The organism is Chitinophaga sp. RCC_12 (assembly GCF_041360695.1).
In the GTDB taxonomy this organism is placed as follows: Bacteria; Bacteroidota; Bacteroidia; order Chitinophagales; family Chitinophagaceae; genus Chitinophaga.
The window spans coordinates 14,407-38,383 of the sequence record NZ_JBFUPS010000017.1 but is presented as its reverse complement, the minus strand read 5'-3'; the positions used below and the strand labels follow the sequence as shown (position 1 = coordinate 38,383).

Annotated in this window: 22 protein-coding genes and 2 tRNA genes; 8 read left to right on the top strand and 16 right to left on the bottom strand. The window is 48.9% G+C overall.

The features are described 5' to 3' along the window. Nucleotides 1-49: 49 nt before the first annotated feature. The gene (locus AB6805_RS31635) at nt 50-1,234 is read right to left on the bottom strand and encodes a hypothetical protein (RefSeq protein WP_370913429.1); all 1,185 of its coding nucleotides are present in this window, start codon (nt 1,232-1,234) and stop codon (nt 50-52) included. Between the two features lie 265 nt (nt 1,235-1,499). Beyond that, the gene (locus tag AB6805_RS31630; protein WP_370913428.1) at nt 1,500-1,829 is read right to left on the bottom strand and encodes a SelT/SelW/SelH family protein; all 330 of its coding nucleotides are present in this window, start codon (nt 1,827-1,829) and stop codon (nt 1,500-1,502) included. Nucleotides 1,830-2,021: 192 nt separating this feature from the next. Between AB6805_RS31630 and AB6805_RS31625 the strand changes: the two genes are divergently transcribed. Then, the gene (locus AB6805_RS31625) at nt 2,022-3,989 is read left to right on the top strand and encodes an ATP-binding protein (RefSeq protein WP_370913427.1); all 1,968 of its coding nucleotides are present in this window, start codon (nt 2,022-2,024) and stop codon (nt 3,987-3,989) included. On the opposite strand, the gene AB6805_RS31620 is transcribed toward AB6805_RS31625, so the two are convergent. Then, on the bottom strand, nt 3,990-4,454 hold the full coding sequence (locus AB6805_RS31620; protein ID WP_370913426.1) for an Lrp/AsnC family transcriptional regulator: 465 nt from the start codon (nt 4,452-4,454) through the stop codon (nt 3,990-3,992). A gap of 166 nt (nt 4,455-4,620) precedes the next feature. On the opposite strand from AB6805_RS31620, the gene AB6805_RS31615 reads away from it, so the two are divergent. Next, entirely contained in the window at nt 4,621-5,751 is a 1,131-nt protein-coding gene (locus tag AB6805_RS31615) for a histidine decarboxylase (RefSeq protein WP_370913425.1), read from the top strand. On the opposite strand, the gene AB6805_RS31610 is transcribed toward AB6805_RS31615, so the two are convergent. The 3 genes from AB6805_RS31610 to AB6805_RS31600 form a co-directional block, all read right to left on the bottom strand. Further along, nucleotides 5,748-6,632, bottom strand: coding sequence for a mechanosensitive ion channel family protein (locus tag AB6805_RS31610; RefSeq protein WP_370913424.1), 885 nt, complete (start codon nt 6,630-6,632; stop codon nt 5,748-5,750). The genes AB6805_RS31615 and AB6805_RS31610 overlap by 4 nt on opposite strands. 58 nt (nt 6,633-6,690) lie before the next feature. Then, nucleotides 6,691-6,945: a hypothetical protein gene (locus AB6805_RS31605; protein ID WP_370913423.1), complete on the bottom strand. Its 255-nt coding sequence runs from the start codon at nt 6,943-6,945 to the stop codon at nt 6,691-6,693. A gap of 107 nt (nt 6,946-7,052) precedes the next feature. Next, nucleotides 7,053-7,511 carry a DUF6496 domain-containing protein gene (locus AB6805_RS31600; RefSeq protein WP_370913422.1) on the bottom strand — a complete coding sequence of 153 codons (459 nt, stop codon included), beginning with the start codon at nt 7,509-7,511 and terminating at the stop codon, nt 7,053-7,055. Nucleotides 7,512-7,744: 233 nt separating this feature from the next. Here AB6805_RS31600 and AB6805_RS31595 point away from each other — a divergent pair, with 233 nt between their 5' ends. The 4 genes from AB6805_RS31595 (at nt 7,745) to AB6805_RS31580 (ending at nt 9,373) form a co-directional block, all read left to right on the top strand. Beyond that, nucleotides 7,745-8,065: a KGG domain-containing protein gene (locus tag AB6805_RS31595; protein ID WP_370913421.1), complete on the top strand. Its 321-nt coding sequence runs from the start codon at nt 7,745-7,747 to the stop codon at nt 8,063-8,065. Nucleotides 8,066-8,175: 110 nt separating this feature from the next. Beyond that, a complete protein-coding gene (locus tag AB6805_RS31590) occupies nt 8,176-8,559 on the top strand; it encodes a DUF2809 domain-containing protein (RefSeq protein WP_370913420.1) in 384 nt (127 codons plus the stop codon). 28 nt (nt 8,560-8,587) lie between these two features. Next, nucleotides 8,588-8,950, top strand: a complete 363-nt coding sequence (locus AB6805_RS31585) for a DUF1304 domain-containing protein (protein WP_370913419.1) — start codon at nt 8,588-8,590, stop codon at nt 8,948-8,950. 9 nt (nt 8,951-8,959) lie between these two features. Further along, complete coding sequence (locus AB6805_RS31580; RefSeq protein ID WP_370913418.1) at nt 8,960-9,373, top strand: hypothetical protein; 414 nt, start codon at nt 8,960-8,962, stop codon at nt 9,371-9,373. 2 nt (nt 9,374-9,375) lie between these two features. On the opposite strand, the gene soxC is transcribed toward AB6805_RS31580, so the two are convergent. From soxC to AB6805_RS31550, 6 genes are read right to left on the bottom strand one after another with little or no spacing between them, the layout of a single operon-like run. Further along, nucleotides 9,376-10,614 carry a sulfite dehydrogenase gene (gene soxC, locus AB6805_RS31575; RefSeq protein WP_370913417.1) on the bottom strand — a complete coding sequence of 413 codons (1,239 nt, stop codon included), beginning with the start codon at nt 10,612-10,614 and terminating at the stop codon, nt 9,376-9,378. Between the two features lie 5 nt (nt 10,615-10,619). Next, nucleotides 10,620-11,186: a c-type cytochrome gene (locus AB6805_RS31570; protein ID WP_370913416.1), complete on the bottom strand. Its 567-nt coding sequence runs from the start codon at nt 11,184-11,186 to the stop codon at nt 10,620-10,622. An 8-nt stretch (nt 11,187-11,194) separates the two neighbouring features. Next, the gene (locus AB6805_RS31565; RefSeq protein ID WP_370913415.1) at nt 11,195-12,856 is read right to left on the bottom strand and encodes a hypothetical protein; all 1,662 of its coding nucleotides are present in this window, start codon (nt 12,854-12,856) and stop codon (nt 11,195-11,197) included. A 10-nt stretch (nt 12,857-12,866) separates the two neighbouring features. Continuing rightward, complete coding sequence (locus tag AB6805_RS31560) at nt 12,867-14,216, bottom strand: DoxX family protein (protein WP_370913414.1); 1,350 nt, start codon at nt 14,214-14,216, stop codon at nt 12,867-12,869. 26 nt (nt 14,217-14,242) lie between these two features. Continuing rightward, nucleotides 14,243-15,610: a RagB/SusD family nutrient uptake outer membrane protein gene (locus AB6805_RS31555; protein WP_370913413.1), complete on the bottom strand. Its 1,368-nt coding sequence runs from the start codon at nt 15,608-15,610 to the stop codon at nt 14,243-14,245. A gap of 19 nt (nt 15,611-15,629) precedes the next feature. Further along, a complete protein-coding gene (locus tag AB6805_RS31550) occupies nt 15,630-18,764 on the bottom strand; it encodes a SusC/RagA family TonB-linked outer membrane protein (protein ID WP_370913412.1) in 3,135 nt (1,044 codons plus the stop codon). Between the two features lie 415 nt (nt 18,765-19,179). Here AB6805_RS31550 and tkt point away from each other — a divergent pair, with 415 nt between their 5' ends. Both tkt and AB6805_RS31540 read left to right on the top strand, forming a co-directional pair. Then, nucleotides 19,180-21,255, top strand: a complete 2,076-nt coding sequence (gene tkt, locus AB6805_RS31545) for a transketolase (protein WP_370913411.1) — start codon at nt 19,180-19,182, stop codon at nt 21,253-21,255. A 9-nt stretch (nt 21,256-21,264) separates the two neighbouring features. Next, nucleotides 21,265-22,011: an HAD-IIB family hydrolase gene (locus AB6805_RS31540; RefSeq protein WP_370913410.1), complete on the top strand. Its 747-nt coding sequence runs from the start codon at nt 21,265-21,267 to the stop codon at nt 22,009-22,011. Here AB6805_RS31540 and AB6805_RS31535 read toward each other — a convergent pair. The 4 genes from AB6805_RS31535 to AB6805_RS31520 all read right to left on the bottom strand — a co-directional run bounded on the left by AB6805_RS31535 (nt 21,999) and on the right by AB6805_RS31520 (nt 23,977). After that, complete coding sequence (locus tag AB6805_RS31535; RefSeq protein WP_370913409.1) at nt 21,999-23,003, bottom strand: hypothetical protein; 1,005 nt, start codon at nt 23,001-23,003, stop codon at nt 21,999-22,001. The genes AB6805_RS31540 and AB6805_RS31535 overlap by 13 nt on opposite strands. A 29-nt stretch (nt 23,004-23,032) precedes the next feature. Continuing rightward, nucleotides 23,033-23,569, bottom strand: a complete 537-nt coding sequence (locus AB6805_RS31530; RefSeq protein ID WP_370913408.1) for a hypothetical protein — start codon at nt 23,567-23,569, stop codon at nt 23,033-23,035. Nucleotides 23,570-23,680: 111 nt separating this feature from the next. Further along, nucleotides 23,681-23,757 (bottom strand) — tRNA-Arg (locus AB6805_RS31525). Nucleotides 23,758-23,900: 143 nt separating this feature from the next. Beyond that, nucleotides 23,901-23,977, bottom strand: a tRNA-Arg gene (locus AB6805_RS31520).

Here is a 23,977-nt window from a genome sequence, read left to right as displayed (position 1 = left end):
ATTGAAAGTTAACAAATTATTACCACATAACCATCACCATTGCACTGCATTAGAATGCTTCCGCCAGAGACAGATACAATCCTTTTTGCCTGGATTCGCCACTGCGTTTCTCTCCAACGGCATAGTCTATACGAATAGTGAGTCTTGCATTTTCGTCGTAGAAGTAACGGATCCCTGCGCCATAGCTTGGTTTAAATCCGCCGAAACGGAAATCACGGTTGGCGAACACGGTGCCGGTGCCGGCAAATGCTGCCAGTGCAAATTTTGGTTTGATATCCACAAACCAGATATGGATGCGCATTTTAGGATCAACGAGATAGCGGTATTCTGCTTGTCCGGCCAGGTAGTTCTGGTTGCGGTATCTGCCGGTGTAATAGCCGCGCATGATGAGGTCGTTCCCCATTTCCGGCAGCAGGTAAAAGGGCAGTTCATTCCCCTGCAAACTGTTGAAGATGCCATTAAAGCCCAGTGTGCTTTTGCGGGAGATGGACAGGAAATGTGATCCTTGTGCTTCGATTTTAAAAAGCGGGTGTTTACTTAAAAAAGAAGGTGCGTATGCCAGGTTGAGTTTCAGCCATGAACCGCGTCGGGCAAAGTTTTCATTATCGCGGTTATCGAAGATACCCGTGAGTCCGAGAAAGGTAACATATCCTCCTTCTTTATCGGTGAGCGGCATGGTGGTATAAATGCCTTTACTATCGCCGCTGCTGTAGGTATCGTGCTGGTATAATATGGAGGCGCCTGCATAAAAGTGTCCGCTGATGCGGCGTTCCCCTTCCGCCTGTACTTTATAGCGGCTGTTGTTTACCAGCGACCGGTTATCGTAATGGGTAGTATCGCCGATACCGAAGAAATAAAGCGGGTAGTTATGATACCGGAGATTGCTTTTGAAATGCCAGGTATTGCTGCGCGTCCAGATATTTGCTTTCAGGTCTATCTTATACTGGCTTTCCGTGGTGATCGCGGGGATCAGGTTGAGCGTGGAGTTACGGGTAGCCCTGTCCGGATTCTTATTATCGGTATAAAACGAATACAACATGGCGGCGCCGATTTCCAGCCCTTTTTCCTGGGAGTAGCCGAGTACCGGCAACGGAAAGAAGCTCCGTTTACGTATCCATACGCTATCGTATAGCCCTTCCCGTGAAGAAGGGGTTGTGGTAGTGCTATCCTGCTGTGCCTTTGCGCCTATTGCTAATAAAAGTGATAAAGCCGTGATATGGAGGTTTTTACGCATAGGCTGCAAATGTAAAGATTTTAGCGGAGTGCACGCCTTCGGCGTGGAAATTGTCTTGGCTCAGGATTACACTGATTTTACTGATTTTCGGATTTTGTTTTTTTGATTTTTATTTTGATTTCGTTTATACTGATTAGGGGAGATATAAGCGAATAGATCCGCATATATCTCCCCTAATCTTAAAATCACATTATGATCAAATCCTTAAAATCAGTAAAATCAGCGTAATCCTGAGCCAAGACAATTTCCACGCCGAAGGCGTGCCCTACGGTCGGTCCGAGTGCCCGAGGCTCTTTTCAGGGTTCACGTGGTCCCTTACCAGTTGTTTGAGGAATTTTATTTCAGGGAAATGCCCGCTCTCCTTGCGATCGAAGATCTTTTCTTCGCCAAGCCAGATAATATAGGAACCCCCTGTTTCGCTGGGGCGGAGGGTAACGCCTCCCAGTTCGTCTGTGAAGGTAGTCAGCAGTTCCTGGGCCATATAGGCGGCCCGGAGTAACCAGCCGCATTTCGGACAGTATTCTATGGTAATGAGCGGTTTCATGGCTATTAATCTTTCCGGAAAGATACAACCTAATTGATTTATGGCGGGCATAACACTAAATTCATGCTCTCATTCCTCACTTTTTTCCCAACTTACTTTGAATCGTGGCACATTATCTTTAATTTTAACCTATATTAAAGTGGACCGCCCCCGAATCGCTCCACTCTGTCACTGCCAACAATATTAAATATGCTGCCGGCCAGTCCTTTGAAGAAGAGCGTTTTAATCCCATTATGTCTGATTTTGCTGTCGCCTGCGGTAACAGCGCAACAGCTTATCCACGACAGCCTGCTGGCAGTACTACATTCCCATTCACAAAACGATACCGCCCGTGTAAACCTGCTGAACCAGGTAGCCAGGACTTATTTTACTATAAATGCCCCTTCTGCTGCGAAGTATGGCGCCGAAGCGCTCCGGTTGAGCGACAGTCTTCATTATACCAAAGGAAAAATATGGGCATGGCGCAACCTTGCCCTCGTGGAAAATACCAAAGGACACCTGGATCAGCAGATGCAGCTGACCCTCAACGCCCTGAAACTGGCAGAAGTCCTCGGCGACTCTTACACACTCGGGGTACTCAATAATGATGTGGGGAATATTTTCACAGAACTGAATACGCCCAGGGACGCACTCATTTACCTGAAAAAGGCCCTGGCTATAAAGCTAAAAAGAAACGAAAAAACGGAGATCGCCAAGACCCTGAATAATATCGGCTCTGCTTATATCTCCCTGAAAATACCAGATTCGGCTATGCTGTTCCTGGAGAAGGCCGAGAAAATAAAGCTCGAACTGCACGATCAGCGCGGCCTGGCCTATACCTATGAGAATATGGGTATTGTTGCCATGCTTCAGCACCGGTACAACGATGCGTTGCGCTATCACCAGCTCTCCAATACCTACTACCAGGAGGCCGGCAATTTGCCCGGCGTGGTGAAGTCGAGCCTGAACCTCGCTGAGATACAAACCATGCAGGGCGATCTGAAAGGCGCTGCCAAAAACCTGGAAAAAGCAAAGTTATTAAATGATACCCTGGGCAATGTGAAAAACGAGATGATCTATTACAAGATCCGCTATGAGCTGGATTCTGCCCGGAATGATTATGCCGCTGCCTTTGCGAGTTACAAGGAATACAGCAACCGGAACATCGACTTTTTCAATGCTGAAAAAGGCCGGCTGATATCCCGTTCACAGGAAAAATATGAATCTGAAAAGAAGCAACGCGAAAATATTTTATTGAAGAAAGAACAACACATGCACCTCGCTACCATACAGCAACAGCGGGTGCTGGTACTGTCGGCCGGGGCGCTTTTCCTCGCGTTGTTGCTGATTACAGTAATGGTATACCGGCTTTATAAGAGGCAACAGGAACTGTATCTGGAACTGAATAACAAGAACCGGGAAGTATCCATGCAAAATCGCATTATCCTGGAGCAAAATGCTACCCTGGAAAATCTTAACCAGGTAAAGGATAAAATATTTTCGGTCATTTCGCACGACCTCCGTTCACCGCTGGCCATCCTGGAGGGATTACTCTTTTTGCTGAAAGATGAAAAAATTGATGCGGCCCAGTTCCGCATTTATACCGACGAATTATGGAGGGACGTAAAAAATACGGCCTATATGATGGACAATATGCTGCAATGGGCCAGCAACCAGATGAAAGGCATTGGTGTAAAAGCCGACGACTTTGACGTCACCTTATTATTAAACCGCGAATTTGAGCTGTTGCAAACCCTCGCCCGGCAGAAAGAAGTGAAGCTGTCGCATGAACTGAATAAGAGCATTATGGTATACGCCGACCCAGATATGATCAGGCTGGTAATGCGTAACCTGATCAATAACGCCATTAAGTTCACTCCTTCCGGTGGTGAAGTAATGATTACCGCCACACATAACGGCGAACAGGCGGAAATTACGGTGAAAGACAATGGTACCGGTATTCCCGTGGAAAACCAGCACCGCATTTTCTCCAATATCTACTACTCTACCAGCGGCACGCAGAATGAAAAAGGCTGCGGGCTGGGGCTGCATCTTTCCAAAGACTTTGTAGAACGTAACCAGGGGCAGATCTGGTTTAACAGTATGCCCGGCAACGGCAGCAGTTTCTCGTTTACCATTCCTTTGTCCGAAGAACCGGAAACTAACCCCCTGGCCTATACGGTAGTGGTGCAGGATCATCCGCTGGGCGGGGTAAGTGTGCTAAGGCGCTAACTATGCCAGCCGGAAAGCTGTGGTGTGCTTGATTTCCGTCATCACAAAAGAGCTGTGCACCTGCCCGATGTTTTCAATGGCCGCCAGTTTATTGGTCAGAAAATACTGATAGCTGCGCATATCGTTTACCACTACCTTTAGCAGGTAATCGTAGGTGCCCGCTACATGATAACATTCCATTACCTCTTCCATTTTTGCAATAGCGGTTTCAAATTTCTTTATCAGCGGTTGTGAATGCAGCTGTAATGATACATTGCAATATGCTGCGAGCGTTTTGCCCGCTTTATCTCCATGCAGCAGGGTTACATAGCTTTTGATCACCCCGCTTTTTTCTATTTTCTTCAGCCGTTCGTAGGTGGGGGTAACGGAGAGCCCTATACGATGTGCAATTTCTTTGGTGTTCAGGCGCGCATCGGCCTGGAGGGCTTCCAGTATTTTCCGGTCTGTTTTATCCAGTGTATCCATAGCAGTTATATTTTTCTTTTAAAAGATGCCCGGCGGCTGCCAGGCAGTGCTATTTATCTTACAAAGACTTAAAAGTAGTATATATTTTCTAATTTAATCTCTATTCCAGTTCAATCAGATTACCAATATGTACTTTTACAGCATCATACACCTGTAAAATACGATTATGAAAGAGTACCGGCTGGCCGCGGCAGATGCTGCAGCGCTGAATGAACTGTTAGCGCAGGTACAAACGCGTACCAGGGACTTCCTGGGATATCCTGTATCCAAAGATTTTGATTATAGTCCACTCCTGCCCTTTTTACAATATCCGTTAAATAACCTGGGTGATCCTTTTGTGCCGGCCACTTACGCCGTGGGATCCAGGGAGATGGAGAAATACGTGGTTTCCTTCTTTGCCGGCCTTTTCCGTGCGCCCGAAGACGACTGGTGGGGCTATGTTACCAACGGCGGGTCTGAGGGCAATTTATATGGCCTGTATCTCGCGCGGGAATTATATCCCAAAGGAATGGTGTATTATTCCGAGGCTACTCATTACAGTGTGCAGAAGAACCTGCACCTGCTCAATATGCCGGGGATTATTATCCGCACATTGCCGAACGGGGAAATAGATTATGACGACCTGGAAAACACCATCCGAATGAACAGGCATCTGCCGGTGATTATGCTGGCGAACATCGGTACTACCATGACGGAAGCGCGGGATGATGTAAAGCGAATCAAAGATATCCTGAAGAACCTGGCGATACGCCATCATTATATTCATGCTGATGGGGCGTTGTCCAGCAGCTACAGCGCTTTCCTGGAGCCGAGGCCCGCATTTGATTTTGCGGATGGGGCAGACAGCATTGCCATCAGCGGCCACAAATTTATTGGCGCCCCGATTCCCTGCGGGGTGGTGATTGCGAGAAAATCCAACCGTGACAGGATTGCCCGGTCGGTAGCGTATATCGGCAGTATGGACACCACCATTACCGGTTCAAGAAACGGCCATAGTCCGTTGTTCCTGTGGTATGCACTGAAAAGCCTGGGTGTGGAAGGTTTGCGTGAAAGGGCCAGGCACAGTTTAACAGTAGCCGCTTATGCAGTGGAACGCCTCAACGAAAACGGTATTCCGGCGTGGCGCAACCCCGATGCTATTACGGTGGTGTTTCCGGATCCTCCCGGAAGCATCCGCCGGAAGTGGCAGCTGGCTTCAGAAAGCGGCTGTTCGCATATCATCTGTATGCCTAATGTAAGTAGGGCGCAGATAGATCAGTTTGTGGAAAGCTTTGTGGAAGCGATGGTACTGGCTTAGCTCACACCTTCTGCGATGGCCATAATTTCTGTGTTGAGCGCCCGCCTGATGAGGCGTTCAACTTCCTTATTGGTTTGCGGCATCAGCAGTTGTACTTTAAACTGTACAAAATCTTTTTTGATCTCCATTGTTTTCAAGGAGAAGCTTTCGGGGGTATAGCTGCGGGAATACGCGTCGATGGCTTGCTTCAGGCGGTCTTCCAGTCCGCGGATGGTAAACGGATGCTTATGATCCAGTTCAAACTCGATGGTGAGTTTACGGATGTTTTGTTTGGACTGATTCAGTACAATCGACGTAAACACTACCGAATTAGGAATAATAACAATATCATCGTCGTCGTTCTGCAGTACCAGGTTGATGAGGGTAATATCCATCACCCTGCCTTTGATATCGCCAATGCGTATGTGGTCGCCGAGCGACAACTGATCAGAGAACATAATGATGAGTCCATTGATCATATTGGCGATATAATCTTTCGTGATCAGGGCGATGGCTGCTGCCACGATGGTGATGCTCGTGACAAATTTCAGGGGATTTACGCCAAAAAAGAAGGTGATGGCGAGCAGGAGAAAAATAGTATTTAATACGGAGGAAATACGGTTGATGCCGAGAATGAAATTGTCTTTTTCGATAGGCCGCTGCCTGTTGCGTCGGCGGGTATACCACGAGAGGATGACCAGCCAGGCCAGGGAGATAACGAGGTTGGCTCCCAGGAAAAAAGAGAGTGCATTGGTAAGCTTAAACAGCCATGTAAATTTATCATATACGGCAGGGTGTTCAAGGTTAAAATAAACAATGCCCAGATATACCAGCAGTTTGACGAGGAATATGATCCTTTCCCTGCGATTAGCGTTCTTATAGGTTTTATCGGTTACCATCATAGCAATTCATACTCGCTTTGCTGCGAAGGTACAACCGTAGTAGTGAAGCAACAAAGCCTTATTTCATTTTATCCAGAATATCTTCCCAGATAATACGGGCAATCTGTTCGGTTTCTACCGTGCGGATGCTTCCCTCAAGGGTATCTTCGTGATCAGCAATAAAGGCTGTACCGTGGGGTTCAAATTCATCGAGCACATGTTCGCTCACATCAGGAATCACTTGAAATGCTGTTTCCAGAGCGCCCTTGTCGATTGTAATAACCAACCCGTAGGGTTTACCTCTAATGATCACAGTAATGCTGTGTTTTTCCATACTTCATAATCCTGCAAGCCATATACCATAAAAAAAGGCCGGTGCTATCCAGTCACCGGTCTTTTTGTATATATTAAACGGATAAAACGATCCTGAAAACCCTTTACTCATGCGGTTGCAGCTGATTTTTTACGCGCGGCTGACTTTCTTTTAGGCGCTGCTTTTTTTGCGGTAGATTTTCTGGCCGTTGTTTTTTTAGCAGCTGTTTTTCTTCCGGTAGATTTTTTCGCTGCTGCTTTTTTAGGCGCTGCTTTTTTTGCAGTAGATTTTTTTGCGGTAGATTTTTTCGCTGCCGCTTTTTTGGGGGCTGCTTTTTTTGCAGTAGATTTCCTGGTAGTGGATTTTTTTGCCGCTGCTTTTTTAGGCACCTTCGCTCCTTCTTCGCGGGCTTCGGACAAGCCTATAGCGATAGCTTGCTTAGGATTCGTAACTTTCTTTTTGCTTCTTCCGCTTTTCAGTTTTCCTTCATGCATTTCGTGCATACTTTTCTCCACTTTGTGTTGGGATTCTTTTGAATATTTTGCCATAACAAAAAAATTTAGATGGGTTAAGAAAAGAAATGACATGGTTGCAAAAACAAAATATAAGCCACGGAAAATGAGAGAGTTCCTGATTAAAAACTGTAGAACAGACAATAAAAGTGTGTGGAAAATTCTATGGATTGTGGAATGTATTGCCCCATTTCACATCCCGATGCGCCTCAAATCCGCCACCATCGTAGTTAAACCGTGATGGCACATATCTTGTTCCGGGTTAGCGTAAATGTTTAACTACTATCACTAAAAAAAACCTCAGGATTATGGAAGACATCAGATATCAAACTGCCACGCCGGTTAATTATGCTTCGGAAAAGAACTCCGATCAAAAGAGTAAACACAGCAAACGCGGATTTGCTTCTATGGACCCTGAACAGCAACGTGCCATTTCCAGAGAAGGAGGAAAAGCTGCACACCAGCAAGGTGTTGCCCACAAATTCACTTCTGAGGAAGCCCGTGCTGCAGGTAAAAAAGGCGGTGAAGCCGTTAGCAGAAATCGTGAACACATGGCCGCTATTGGCCGTAAAGGCGGAACTAACCGCGGAAAAAAGAAAAGTAACGTTGAAAGTGATAACCAGCAATAACCCGACCACCGGGTTATTGCATCGTATAAGGGGCCGCAGGTCCCTTTTTCTCTCTCCTGACCATCCTCATATTCCGGTTTTCTTTGCTATATTTACCGCTTTTTGAACCTATGGTAGCAAAAAGGCGCTGGATCTACTTTTTCCTTATTTTACTGAATATCCCTTTAGGACTCGCCACCAGGTGGGCTCCTCAATATTTTCCTGACATCATACGCATATATGGAGGCGATGTATTATCTGCCACCTGTATCTTTTTTGGCATCCGGTTCCTGTTCCCGGTTACTCCCCTGTGGAAAATTGGCATCAGCAATTACGTGGTTTGCCTGCTGATAGAAATACAGCAGCTGTACCAGGCAGAATGGGCAGTAAAGTTCCGTAACACGCCGGCCGGCATCCTGCTGGGACATGGATTCCTGTGGAGCGATTGTGTATGTTATGCCGCAGGCACCTTGCTCGCGTTGGTCATTGGCTGGCTTGCAGAAAGAATAATTTGACCTATATTTATTTATAAACCTCAACACTATGCTGGTCGCCATCAAAATATTGGTTGCTTTTGTAATGCTGGAACATCTTTATATCCTTTGGTTTGAAATGTTTGCCTGGACCAGCAGGGGACCTAAAATATTCAAGCAACTGCCCCGGGAACTGTTTGTTCCTACCAAAGCGCTGGCAGCCAACCAGGGCCTGTACAACGGTTTCCTGGCAGCCGGCCTGGCCTGGACCTTCTTTATTTCCGACCCGGTGTGGAGCTTACATGTGGCCACTTTCTTTCTAAGCTGTGTAGCTGTTGCCGGTATATATGGAGCACTTACCGCCAGTAAAAAGATCTTTTTCGTACAGGCGTTACCGGCGTTGATCACTTTGTTGCTGATTATATTTTATTAAGATAAAAACATGATAGAAGAATCAGACATACGGATAGGCAACTATGTATCTTACTTTGATTATAACATGGAAGAAACAGCCTTTGTAGTAGAAGGCATCTTACAGGGCTTTGTGTATAATTCAGGACTGCCGCTCAGTAAACTGCCCTATGCAAAGGTAAACCCGATGGTGCTGGATGTGGACCTGCTGCTGAGATTTGGATTTATCAAAGGAGATCCCGACTACGGCGAAGATGAAAATGTATATTCCCTGAAATATAACCGGCTGCATAGTGTGCATATCAGGCACGAAAACGAAGTGTTTCAGCCACTTACAGATGCCGCAGAAGGACTGGTGCCATATGGCCGTGCCATTGTACATGTGCACCAGTTACAAAATCTTTTTCACGCAGTTACCCGCGATGAGCTGACCTTATTCGAATAGGCTCACTTCCATTTTTCCGGTTTAAACAACACGGTGCCATCCCTTTTTATTACCCATGCGGTAACCGGGTTCACATGATATCCTCCCATGTCTGTTCCACGCGCCTGTATCAGTTGCTTTAATGAAGGCTGGCGATAGCCCGTGTCGTCTGTAGCAAGACTTATGATCTCTGTGGGTTGCCCGTCCCAGTACCAGAGATGACGGAAACAGGTGTGTGCTTTATCCATTACCGGTTCCTGCAACACTGCTTTTGACCAATGCTTCCCTGCATCGGTGCTGATTTCCACACTATCAATTTTTCCGCGGCCGCTCCAGGCAATGCCTCTTATTTCTATCCAGCCCTTTTCCACCTGCTGGGGAAACGACGGATAGGTGATGATAGACCGGGCGTCCATATCGAAGCTGAATTGCCGGATCTTATGATCCCGGATGGTTTCCGTGTATTTGGAAGTTTCTTCACGCGTCATAAAGGGTTGATCTGATAATTCAATACGCCGGATCCACTTTACGTTGGTATTTCCCTCCCATCCCGGCAGGAATAAACGCGCGGGATAACCCTGTTCCGGGCGAATAGCCTCTCCATTCTGCCCGTAGGCGATCATGGCGTCTTTCCAGCCCTTTTCCACCGGGATGCTGCGGGTCATTACCGCAGCATCAGAACCTTCTGCCAGGAACCAGGTCGCCTTTGGATGCACGCCCACTTCCCGGAAAAGGGTGGACAGCATTACACCGGTCCACTCACTCTGACTCGTGAGGCCACAAATTTCCTGCGGCGTCATGGTTTCCTTGCCCGATCGGAAGTTCCCTGAGCACTCGATAAAGGCGATGCGCGATGCGGCCGGAAAACGCTTTAAATCGCGTAAGGTAAAGATCATAGGCCGCTCCACCATACCGTGAATCAGCAATTCGTACTTATCGGGGTCAATGAGCGGCACGCCGGCATGACTTCTTTCAAAATGCAGGTCCGATGGCGTAATAATGCCATACAAATCCTGCAGCGGTGTGCGGGAAGAAATATCGGAGGGCTTTTTCAGCGGCTGCTCAAATGGCGAGCGCGTGCCGAGTGTACCCGGAAGTGTGCCGGTGATTTTGGTAGGATCCGTGTAAACCGTGTCCTTGACCGTGCTGACGTTGCCGGTACCACGCTGCACCCTGGAAGCGCCCATTAGTGCCGCAGCAGCGGAAACCGCCGCTGCTCTCAGCATTGTTCTTCTTGGTATCTTGTTGTCTTCCCCTGACATAATATTCATTTTACTTCGTTGCCACCACGACGGTCGTCGTTCACATAGTATTTTTTTGCGGGCATTACAATATGAGACAGGTTTGTTGCATCCAGTTGCAGGGTGCTGTCGATGATATCGTTGCGATACAACAGGAAAGCAGTAAGGCTGTACACTTCTTCATTGGTGAGCGATCCCGGTGCGTTAAAGGGCATAGCGCGGCGGATATAATCAAATACCGTGGTGGCATAAGGCCAGTAGTTGCCGATAGTTTTTGTGCGCACCGTATCGCTGAGCGTAGCTACCAGCCGGTTGGGCGTGGGCTCGGCGCCGGTTTCACCATGACAGGAGGCACATTTGGCCAGGTAGATCTCCCTGCCCGTTGCTGCATTGCCATTGCCGGCGGGCAGGCCCTTGCCATTGGGAGCAATGGAGATGTTCAGTGAATCGATTTGCCGGCGGGTGGCTGTTTTTCCAAACCCGAAATGTTCCGGCCAACCCGGTACCGGTGGCCGGGTGTTGGTATGGCAAGCCAGCATACCCAACACCATTACAACAGCCACCCGGTAACAGTTGGTTCGTTTTATCAACATAGCGCTTCTTAGTATTTTCCTGCCTGCAAGGTGCTGGGTGTCAACGTATACTCCCTGTTGATGCGATCCAGCACTACATAGATGTTGTTCTTATTTTCATCCACGCCGGTGAGGATCACATGTGAACCATCGCTGGTGGAGTATTTCACGGTAAAGCGCTTCCGGTTTTCCCAGGCAGGTGCGGCGGCATAATCTTTTGCCCTCCGGGCAGACAATGCAATGGGCGCTATCTTTAATGATTCATCACCTATATTTTTACGTATTGCTGCCGGGATCCAGTCCTTCGCAGATTTAGCCGCTTCTTCACGTGCTGCCTTTTCTGCCGCTTTATCTACTACCACGCCACCATCGCCGCCCACACCGGCAGTGCGGTTACGCCTGTCCGGAATAGGTTTGTATTTATCTTCGAGGTAAAGTACTTTATTTACCTCATCTGCATAATAATGGAAAGCCCGCTGACCGCCGGCGAGACCGGTTATTTCAAAGGTGCGGTTCACATCGCGCTGTGGATCGCCGCCACCATTAGACAGATCCAGCGGGTGCGGCTTATTAACGCGGTAAGTAAAAGTAGACCAGTTCTCAAACGTGGCTTCCTGCCAGCGAACCGTATCTAGCGGTGAATACGGGATCACCTGGTCATTTAACCGGAATTCCGTTACCTGGTAGTTGCCGCGTAGCTCCTTTACGCCCGCCACAGATGGTTGTTTGTAAGGATCATACAGGAAATTGATCAGCTGCAGATAAAAAAGCACACCCAGGAAAAGGAAGATGGTAGCAGATTTCAGCCCTATGCGGGTATAGCGTTGCCATCTCTCCGGAAAAACAGGATAATAATTTACCGGTACCGTGAAACGCTCCTGTACCAGCAAACGATAAATTTTGGGTACATCATTTACTAACAGTAACGCTGCCAGCAGTACGAAATAACTGCTGTATACATGCACGCCGCCATCGTAGGCAAAGTTCACGTACACGATATCTCCCAACGCGGCGAACAACAAAACAGCACCCAGCGTAGTCGTTTTACGGAAAAATAAAAGTGCGCCTGCCGTTACTTCCACCACGCCCGCAAACACCTGGTACCAGGGCACAATACCGATAGATAACCAGTAAATTTTCTGTGCAGTAAGATCCCCGAAGTTGGTATTTAAAATACCGAAAGATGGATACGGCATTTGTACCGGTAACAGCTTCGTAAACCCAAAGCCGATGATACCGATTCCCGCGCGGTATCTTACCACCACCCGTAGCCAGTACCACGCCGTATAATATTCTTTACGCGGCAGCTTGCGGGCTTTTACGATGCCGGTCCACACGAGACCGCCGGCTGTAGCTATTAACGCCGTGGTGATCCAGTTGGCATAGCCCAGCAGGGAACTGCCGAAGATGGTGTTGCCAAGGAAATTAATCCCAGAGCCAAAGCGCGCAATATCATACAGGTCGCGGTAGTTCAACTGCGTCCAGTCAAGTTGCACCAGTTGCTGGTACCACTCCACACTATTGGGAACTGATAACGCAATGAAAAAAATAAAGGCGATGCGGAATAATACCAGCTGGTATTCTTTCCAGGCCGGCAGCTGCGACAATGGTGCATCGACAGCCGGCAACGCCACCGGCGCTGCATCCCTGATCACGGGTTCATCTGGTAATGTTGGTGTGTTATGAGCCATGATAATTGGTTTAAAGTTTTAACTTCCTGTTTCGTCCTCCTCCGTTTGCCACTTCTTCCAACAGGTATTTCTTATTTACTTTTTCCAGTATTACATAGATAGAATCCCTGCTGTAAGTAGTTCCCGTGAGTATCACCCTGTTGTTATCCGGCCGCGAGTAGTGCAGCGACAAGGTTTCCGCCGACAGCTTAGGATGCCTGTTTTGTAACGTAAGCAGGTGTTGCGTAGTATCGGCGGCGTAACTGTAGTAATGCCTGCCGCTGGTACCTTCTATTTCGTATAGTCTTTCCGCGTTATCACGTTTCACCAGGTGCTGATTATTGGAATCTACCAATGCCGGTTTGTTGGTGCGGATGCTGATGGTGTTCCATTCTTCAAACACCACGTTGCGCCAGCGAAGGGAATCTGTTAAAGAATAAGCAAGTGTATCGCCATTAACAACAAACGTGGCCACATTATATAACCCGCTGATAGCCGGTAACCCTTTGGTGGTGGGATATTGATAGGGATCGTATTTTGCGCCCACACCTGTTTTCACACCATAAATCACCACAAAGAAAAGCAGGAAAGCTGTTTTCAGGATCCACCTGCCGTTTTTACGGATGCCTTCAAATGCCGGTTTAAAAGTGGCCGCCGCTGTAGGCTTTTGCAGGATAAGCAGACGGACAATCCGCTGCAGATCGAAGCTGAAGATAACAAAGGCATAGGTGATCAGCAGCAGGCTGTATACCTGGTCGCCCCCTTCGTATGCCAGGTTGGACATAAAGACATTACCACAAAAGATGAGGAACATGAAAGCGCCTATAGATGCGGTTTTACGGATCAGTAACAATACCGCTAAAAATATTTCCACACCGCCGAGGAATAGTTCGTAGGAAGGAACGATACCAAGACTGAGAGAAAACAACTTCCAGCGGTTAAAATCGCCATACGGTGTATTCAGGCTGCTCAGCGAGGGATATGGCGCCTGCAATGCGTACAGCTTCAGGAAGCCATAGGCCAACAGTGCCAGTGCCAGCCGGTACCGGAGAATCACGCGCAGCCAGTAAAAGGCTGCGTCGTAGGTGCGTGTCCGTTGGCCATCGGCGTAAGTCCATACAACGGCGCCCGCTACTGCAATGATCAGCAGTATGCCCCAGTCGGCATAGGTAGCAGGCCCCGCGCCGAAGCGCATTGTATAATTGGCCAGGTTAAAGATATCTTCATAATGAAGGTTAAAAATGGGAGTAGAAAAAAGGTAACTGTAAAACTTCCAGTCGAGCGGCAACGCCTGCAACACGAAGTAAATAAAGATTACCCTGAACCCAATTTTTTCATAGTCTTTCCAGGCGGGCGTTTCCCCGATTGTGACATTACTCATTGGTGATTTGTTATAAGGTGATAAGATCAGTAACCATCATTTTGTTTCAGATTGCCGTTCGATAAGGTGACTTCATTCGCCGGAATCGGGAATACATACAGCTGGGGATTCGTGATATTCAATACGGCGCCGGCGCGTTTAGTGCGTACCAGGTCGAACCAGCGGTGAGGCTCCAGTGCGAATTCTATTCTCCGTTCGTTTTCAATGGCCAGCAGCAAGTCATTCTTTGCAATCAGTTCATTCACGGGTGAGAGCCCGGCCCTGTCGCGGATAACGTTGAGGTCTTCGCGGGCCAGATCTGGTTTATCCTGTTGGGCGCGTGCTTCCGCGCGGATCAGGTAGAGTTCTGCTATGCGGATCACATAAGCCGGATCGGTGGCGGGACTTCTGTAGTAAAGGTTGCCATACCACAGGCCGGCAGAGGTTTTAGCTACCAGTGCGTTGCGGTTGCCGCCTGTTTTCGGATCATTTACCAGCGTGATAAACGCATCTGATGGCGCCCATTGCCGCGTACCACCGTTGGCCGGCGGCTGCCAGTAGTTGCGGTGGCCGCTCAGATAAGTAGCACTGTACGATAGCTCAAATACGGATTCTTTTGTAGCCACGGCGCTGGCCGGGGAAAAGAAGGCGCTGTAAGGCTTGAGCAGCGTATAGCTTCTTGTGTCGCTGATAACTTTGGTGGCATAGGCTTCTGCCTGGGCCCAGTCCGACTGGTACAGGTAGTAGCGTGCTTTCAGCGCCCAGGCGGTTTGCTGGTTTACCCTCACCGGGTTGGGCGCGCCTGTTAGAGACGGCGGTTGCAGCAGCGAGTCGGCTGCATTGAGATCGCTTAATACCTGCTGGTATACCTGTGCCTGTGTGCTGCCTTTTACATCCAGCTTATCGGAAGCATTGAGTGTAGGCGTTAACGTTATCTGTACATTTCCCCAGGTGCGGGCAAGATCAAAGTAGCTCAGGGCGCGGATAAAGTACGCCTCTCCTACTGCCTGGTTCTTTTCCGTATCAGAAAAAGTAGCGTCCTGCAGACCGGGTACTTTTGCGATCACGTTGTTGGCGCCATTGATGGTAGCGTAAATAGCCGCCCATACTGTTTGCAGGTTACCATTGTCTGCATTTATTTTATGAGTAATAAACTGCTGTATAACCGACTGGGAGCCGGTCCACTGCACATTATCACCGGGCAGGTAGCCAAAGGTCTGGAACAAAGCGCCGTAGTAACCGTCGCTGCCCAGCTTCCTGTATACGCCGCGCAAAGCGGTAGCGGCGGATGTTTTATCAATGATCGTTTGTTCGTCAGACACACTGTCCCGTGGTTCCACGTCGAGAAATTTCTTGCATGACAGGGCTGTCAGCGAAAGAAAGAAGAGCGATATATATTTCCGATATGCTTTCATACAGGAGAATTAAGAGCGTTTAAAGAGTTACGTTTAAGCCAAACTGCACGCTGCGTGGTTGCGGCGGCGTGCCAAGATCCAGTCCCTGTACGGTTTGTATCCCGGTCACATTTGATTCCGGGTCCAGCCCGGTGTATTTGGTCAGCAGCCAGAGGTTACTACCGATGAAGTATACACGCAGTAGCTGGATATGCAGTTTTTCACTGACAGACTTAGGAATGGTATATCCTACCGTGAGTGATTTAAGCCGCAGGAAGGAACCATCTTCCAGGAAGCGGTTGTTCTGATCGATGGTGTAGTTGAGACCATAGGCGGTGAGACGCGGTACATTGGTGATGTCGCCGGGTTTCTGCCAGCGGTTCAGCTGATCGGCAAATAACACGCGGTTGGCATCGCGGGTGCCTCCTCCTTCTCCGAAAAATTTGTTCAGGTTATATACATCGTTGCCATACTGAAAGGATAACAACACGCTGAGATCAAAACCTTTATAGGAAACGGTATTGCTGAAGCCACCATAAAATTTCGGCATAGCGTTGCCCATTACTTTGCGGGCAGATACCGGCAGCTTGCCATCTTTCTCGCCTTCAAAGATGGCGTTACCGGTTTGCGGATCCACGCCCAGCTGGTTGTACAGCCAGAAGGAGTACATGGGTGAACCTTCCTGCATGATAATCCAGTCGCGGTTATACTGATATATGGGTGTTGGCAGTTTTTCAATGCGGTTGGTATTGCCGGCAATATTCAGGCTGCTTGTCCAGGTGAAATTACGGGTGCTGATATTAGTGGTATTGATCCCGATTTCATAACCTTTATTACTGATTTCACCGGCATTGCTATAGATGGAAGTAAAGCCGGAAACGCCTGCTTTAGGCAGTTGCAGCAGTACATCGCTGGTGTATTTGTAGTATACATCTGCAGTGATATTGATACGGCCGTTGAGTAATCCGAGATCCAGTCCGCCGTTGAACTGGCTGGTTTTCTCCCAGCGGAGGTCGGGGTTTGGCAACTGCAAAGGTGCGGTGCCTGGCTGATCGCCGGTGCTGTTGTCGGGGTAGCCTGCACCGCCGGACCACAGCCCTTTTGCCGCAAAGTTGCTGATGCCGGATTGATTCCCCGTGATGCCGTAGCTGGCGCGTACTTTCAGATCGCTGATGCTGTTCACCGACTTCAGGAAGTTTTCTTCCTTGAGCCGCCAGGAAGCGCTTACAGACGGGAAGTATCCCCATTTATAGTTGTCGCCGAATTTGGAGGAGCCATCTGCGCGGATGCTTGCCTCAAAATAATATTTACCTGCATAGTTGTAATCAATCCTGGAGAAGAACGACGACAACGTGCTGCGGGTCCATGTTTGCGCGGCAGTGCGGGTAGCGGCCGCAGAAATATATTTATAAGAATTGTTAGGGAAGCCGGTTCCCTGCGCGGAGGTTAATGTTTCCGTATTACTCTGGATGGTGTTGCCTACCAGTACGCCGAAGAAATGTTTTTCTCCTGCGTGTTTGCGCCAGGTAAGCGTTTGTTCATTGATCCAGGAAGTGTTCTGTGTAATGGCGGAAGTGGCCAAACCGTTGGTGGGACTGGCGCCCAGCTGGGTGAGGTTATTCCAGTATTCAGATTCGTTATAATTGTTGTAATCGATGCTGATGTTGCTGTGAAACTTCAGGTCCGGCAGCAGGGTGGCATCGAGGTAAAGGTTACCGATATAACGGAGGCTGGTGGTGTGTACATCGTAGTTATCGATGAGTACCTGCACGTTATCAAAGCCTGCCCACCGTGCCGGTGTACCGTCGGGATTTGTTTCCGGGAGATAGGTGGGCGTATGCAAGGCGGCCTGCAACAGGCCACCCTGCGGGCCATCGCCGGCGCGGCCCTGGCTGCGGAAGCTGCGGGAGAAGCTGTTGCTGGACCCGATGGTTACCTTATCATTCACACGCTGATCGATGTTCAGTTTAAAGCTGGCCCTTTCAAAGGAGATGGGCCGGAGGATAGATTCCTGTTTGGAATAGCCGCCGCCGAAATAATACTTGGTTTCGCGGTTACCACCGGAAAGGGACAGGTTATAATTCTGAAGCGGGGCTGTTTGAAATATTTCCCCGAGGCGGTCGTAGGTTTGCTGATCCTGCGGCAATCCTCTGGGTGCAGGCAATTTATCCGGATTGTCCGTCAGCGCGCGGAAGGGCTGGTAGCTGTATTTGGTGATGCCTGCTTTGTCGTTGAGAGCCGTGGCGTCGGCCAGGGAGTTGCGGTAAAACTCATTGACCAGCGTAGCATGTTCCGGGCCGGTGGTGAGGTCCCACATTTTGGGCGCCCAGGCCACGCCTGCCGATACGTCTGCCGTTACTTTTGCTTTGCTGTTATAATTGCCGCGGCGGGTAGTAACGATCACTACGCCGTTGGCGCCCCGGGAGCCATAAATGGCTGTTGCGCTGGCATCTTTCAATACCTCTATATTTTCTATATCAGCAGGATTGATATCTGCCAGCGGGGAGCTGGAGCGGCCGCCGGTATTCACCGTTTGCAGGCTGGAGTTATTCATAAATACGCCGTCGATGATATAGAGCGGGTCATTATCGGCGTTGATGGAGGTGGTACCGCGTACCCTTACAAATACGCCATCGCCGGGAACACCGGTATTGGAATTAATTTGCACCCCGGCGGCCCTGCCCTGCAGCTGTGCATCGAAGCTCGCTACCGGCACCGTTACCACGTCGCTGCCTTTTACGGAGGAGATGGCGCTGGTAAGGTCCCTTCTTTTCTGGGTACCATAACCTACTACCACCACGTCATTCAATTGTGTACTGAGCTCTTCCAGGGCGATATTACCTGCATTGGATTTATCGGCATATACTTCTTTGAGTTTATAACCCAGGGAAGATATCTGGTAGATGACCGGCACTTTCTGACCGGTGAGAAAGGCAAATTCCCCGTTTGCGCTGCTTTGCACCTCGTGGGTGGTGCCTTTGATATGCACAATAGCGCCGGCGATAGGTTGTTGTGATTTGGCGTCGATAATCCGTCCTGAAAGTGAAATGTTGTTTTGAACAATGTTCCTGTGCACAGGTTTGGTGGTATCTGCGCTGTGAGGTGCACGCAATTCCTGCGACCATGCGGTAGCCGCCAGCAGCAGCCCGCAGCTGCATGCAATAGCAATTTTCATTATCTTTACTTTGGTATGAAAAAATGAGGCCGGTGAAAGCAGGTAACTGCCATCACTGTAAAATGTCTCCAACAGCCTTGATTACCAGCCGGAACTGCGTCAACAGTTCCGGCCTTTTTATTTCTGATTGATGCGTCCTAACATCGGTTTGCCGCAAATGCTACACAGCAACTATTCCTCATTAACTGTAATGATGTTTCCATGTCGGTATTATTTTGAAAGATAAACGGGGTATGTCAACAGGTGGATGAGTTTCCCCTAAAGCGGACCCGGAAAGCCTACGAAGCACAATAATACAATATTTTTTTAAAAGTCTATAATTTTAGTAGACTAATTAAAAAATAATAGGGCAACCATCTGCGCATGAAGTTTGTTGACCTATGTATGATCATTTTTTTTACAAAAAAGGAATACCATGACCAACAACACTTCTCTTATTCCCAATCCCGTTGCATTGGATGAACTATGTATCAATACGCTGCGTTTTTTATCGGTAGATGCCGTACAGAAAGCAGACAGCGGGCATCCGGGGCTGCCATTGGGAGCTGCGCCGATGGCCTATGTACTATGGACCCGGTTTCTGCGTCATAATCCTTCCGATCCGCATTGGTTTAACCGCGACCGGTTTGTATTATCGGCCGGGCATGGCTCTGCCTTGTTATATAGTTTGCTGCATGTTACGGGGTATGATTTGCCGTTGGAAGAGCTGAAGCGGTTCCGGCAATGGGGCAGTAAAACGCCGGGGCATCCTGAAAGGGGTTTGGCGCCGGGCGTGGAAGTAACTACCGGTCCGCTTGGACAGGGATTTGCCAACGGCGTGGGCCTTGCGATGGCTGAAGCTTACCTGGCGGCAAAGTATAACCGTCCGGGTGATACGGTAATAGACCATTATACCTATGCGCTGGTGAGTGATGGCGACCTGATGGAAGGCGTGGCATCCGAAGCCGCTTCCCTTGCCGGTCATTTACGGCTGGGCAAGCTGATCTATTTGTATGATGATAACCGGATCACCCTGGCATCTGCCACACCGGTTACCTTTACAGAAGATCATGCAAAACGGTTTGAGTCGTATGGATGGCATACCCAGAAGGTAGCGGATGGCAACGACCTGGAAGCAATTGATGAAGCGATCCGTATGGCGCAGGCAGAAACAGAGCGGCCTTCCATCATACTCGTGCGCACGCGTATTGGTTTTGGTTCTCCCAAACAGGATACCACCGGTGCGCATGGTTCCCCGCTGGGCCCTGAAGATGTAAAACTCACGAAAGAGAAACTTGGCTGGCCGGTGGAACCGGATTTTTTAGTGCCGGCGGAAGCCCTGGATCATTTTCGTGCAGCCGTAGACGTTGGCAAAACATTATCTTCCAAATGGGAAGAGCAAATGATCATCTATGGACAAAAATACCCGGAGCTGGCCAAAGAATTACGCTCGCTGATACATGACCATATTCCCGAAGACTGGGATAAGGACATTGCGCCGTTTGCCGCTGATGCCAAGGGACTGGCCACCCGCGCCGCTTCCGGGAAAGTGATGCAGGCGTTTTTCAAACATCTTCCCGGTTTCATCGGTGGATCTGCAGATCTTAACACGTCCACCAACACAGAATTAAAGGACGCCGGTAATTTTGAAAGTCCGGCGATGGAACACGGCGACCTGCAGGGCGCCGCCGGCGGCGTATGGGGCTACGATGGCAGGAATATCCAGTATGGTGTACGGGAACATGCCATGGGCGCTATTTCCAACGGACTGGCGGCACACGGCGGCATCATCCCTTATTGCGCCACCTTCCTCACCTTTTCCGATTACATGCGGCCATCGATCCGGCTGGCGGCACTTTCAGAATTGAAAGTAATCTTTGTGTTTACGCACGACAGTATTGCTATGGGAGAAGACGGTCCTACCCACCAGCCCGTGGAACTGCTGGCCGCACTGCGCGCCATTCCCCGCCTGGTAGTGATCCGGCCGGCAGATGCCAACGAAACGACTGCTGCGTGGCAGATAGCGATCCTGGAACCGGACAAACCGGTGGCGTTGATCCTCTCCCGCCAGGCGGTGCCTACCCTGGATCGCAGCAAATATGCAGCTGCCAACGGTTTGCGCTATGGCGGTTACATCCTCGCAGATGCGCCTGATGCAAAGCCCGAGCTGATCCTGATAGCCACCGGCGCCGAAGTGGATTTAATTGTAGCTGCCCAGGAGAAACTGCAGTCATTTAATATCGCCGTGCGCACCGTATCCATGCCCAGCTGGGAACTGTTTGAAGCGCAATCGCCGGCTTACCGCGACCAGATACTTCCCCCCGATGTAACCAACCGGATTGTAGTGGAAGCGGGTATTTCACAGGGATGGCACCGTTATGCGGGTGATAAGGGTGAGATTATTTCCATTGATCACTTTGGCGCCTCCGCACCGGGACCTGTATTGCTGCGTGAGTTTGGATTCACGGCAGATAATATTTGTGAACGCGCACTGGCCTTACTAAAAAAATAACCGCAACAAATGAAGAAGCTGGTAGTATTTGACCTGGATGGAACGTTGGCGCAGAGTAAATCTGCTATTGATGAAGAAATGAGCGGACTATTATATTCATTACTAACCGTGGCCAGGGTGGCGATTATTTCCGGCGGCGCCTGGCCACAGTTTGAGCAGCAGGTGCTGGCAAAACTGCCTGGCGAAAAAGGGCTGGAACGGCTATCTATTCTCCCTACCTGCGGCACGCAGTTTTACGCATACAATGGTAAGTGGGATAAATTATATGCGGAAGATTTCACCACGGCAGAAAAAGAGAAAATCATTAGCGCTTTGAACGAGGTGGTAAACACCCTGGGATATAAAGCTGCCAAGCTTTGGGGGCCTGCCATAGAAGACCGTGGCAGCCAGATCACCTTCTCCGCATTAGGACAGGCAGCCCCGCTGGAAGAAAAGAAAAAGTGGGATCCCGATTTTGCAAAAAGGCAAAAAATGAAAGCCTTGCTGGATGGTATCATCCCGGAGTTTTCTGTAAGCCTGGGTGGCACTACTTCAGTGGATATCACGAGGCACGGCATCGACAAGGCCTACGGCATTCATAAACTCAGGGATATTTTGGGAATCGCTATTGAAGAAATGTTGTTTGCAGGAGACGCCATTTTTCCCGGCGGCAATGATTACCCCGCAAAGGAAACGGGCGTAGCCTGCATCAAAGTGCGCGACCCCGATGAAACCAAACGCGTAATTGAAGCGGTTATAGCCTGCTATACGGGATAAGCCAGCAATTCATTCAGCAGTTCAGTTAAGCTGATGCTTCCGGTGGCGATCACTTCATCACCGGCGCCATAATAAATATAAAGGGTATCGCCGAATACGACTGTGCCGGTAGGGAAACAAACATTATCCACATCTCCCCTGATTTCCCAATCCCGCTCCGGCGCCAATATGGGATAAGGTAACCGTGCAATTTCTTTCGCAGGATCATTGAGATCGAACAAGGCTGCGCAGCCCACATATACGTAGCCTTGCGGGGTTTCATGCACGCCGTGGTAAATGAAAAGCCAGCCATGCGGCGTTTCCACCGGCGGGCAGCCGGCGCCCACATAACTCATTTCATGTTTATACTTTGGCGTTAGTATGATATGGTCGTGGAGATGGAGATAATAATCTTTCCAGAAATCCGCCGTGAGATCGGATAATTCGTTTACCGAAACCAGTTGTATGTGTGGTTTTATGCGGTGCAGAAAATAAAACCGGCCATTAATTTTTCTGGGGAAAAGTACTACATCCTTATCCCATAAACGCGGATTAAAATCGTTGTACAGGATATATTTTTCATCCAGCGGGCCATTGGTTTCCGCAAGCTGTTTAAATTCCGCGTAATCCATTTGTGCCACTATCAGCCCGTGTTTTTCAAACTTTATACCATCGGAGGAAGTGGCCAGCGCGGCGCAGGCGCTCACGCCGTCGTAGGCAGTGTATGTGAGGTAGTATAACCCGTCGATACACACAACGCGGGGGTCTTCCAGCCCTTTGGCTTCGTAGTCGTGTTCAGGAAACAGAATGGGTTTATCCAGGCGTTGTTCAACCGTAAGCGGGTCGCTTAATTTACAAAAACCGATGCTGGAGTGATTGCCTTTCTGTACTGCCCTGTAATAAAAAAGTACCTGGTTTCCCGCCCTGATAGTGGCAGGATTCAGCACGCCTTCGTTTTCAAACCCGAGATTGGTTTGTTTCAGCAGTATGCCTTCTTTTCTGATCCGTATCATAATTCCCGGTTTCCGTTTGGGTAAAACAATTATCTGTTTGTCAGCAGGGAAACTTTATATTTTGGATAGTCTACCAACAGCTTGTAAAAGATAGTATTTTTTACTGATCCGGAAACGATTACCTTATAAACGCCTTTTCTTCCCGTAGCAGCCCAGGCGTACCGGAGGCTGTCGTTCTGCGCTTTTAATTCCTGTTCTTTGCGCCAGATATACAGTTGCTGGTTCACCAATTCCTGTGCCCTTTCAGGCGTGGCGAAAACAGCATCTACCTCCTGCTGATAGCGGCTGCTCCAGTTGCTGCCGTATCTTGCCTCCATCTTTCTGTTTGCCATGTTATTGACACGGGCCACGCTGTCGATGAGCGTTTGATCAACGGCACACTCCCCTACTGTATAAAAAGCAAAGCCCCATTTCCGGGCGATGGTTTGTTCCACCTGTACCCTTTCCACATCGGGGAAGCCGTAAGTGAGGAAGCAGATCTTTTCTTCCGTATGGTTGTTTTGCGGCTGTGCCAGGCAGGTACAGGAGATGAGTAGGAAGATGGTGAATGCGGATAGGGATTTCATTGTGGTATAGTGGTGTGTTTTAACAGGTATCGGTTATTACAAATATAAATAATATAAACTTCCGGGCATAAAAAAAAGACGAACCGATGTAACTCGCGTTCGTCCTTTAGTTGGTGACCTCATCTGGATTCAAACCAGAAACCTTTTGATTCGTAGTCAAATGCTCTATTCAGTTGAGCTATGAAGCCGTTTTCCCGTTTCGGGATTGCAAATGTAGAACAATTTTTTATTCTAACAAATTATTTTTCAATTTTTTATACCTGAAAGCTTTTCTTCAGACTTTTTCCTTTTGACAGAAAATGCTGCAGTTAATGCAGCATTTTCTGTCTTTTGGTGACCTCATCTGGATTCAAACCAGAAACCTTTTGATTCGTAGTCAAATGCTCTATTCAGTTGAGCTATGAAGCC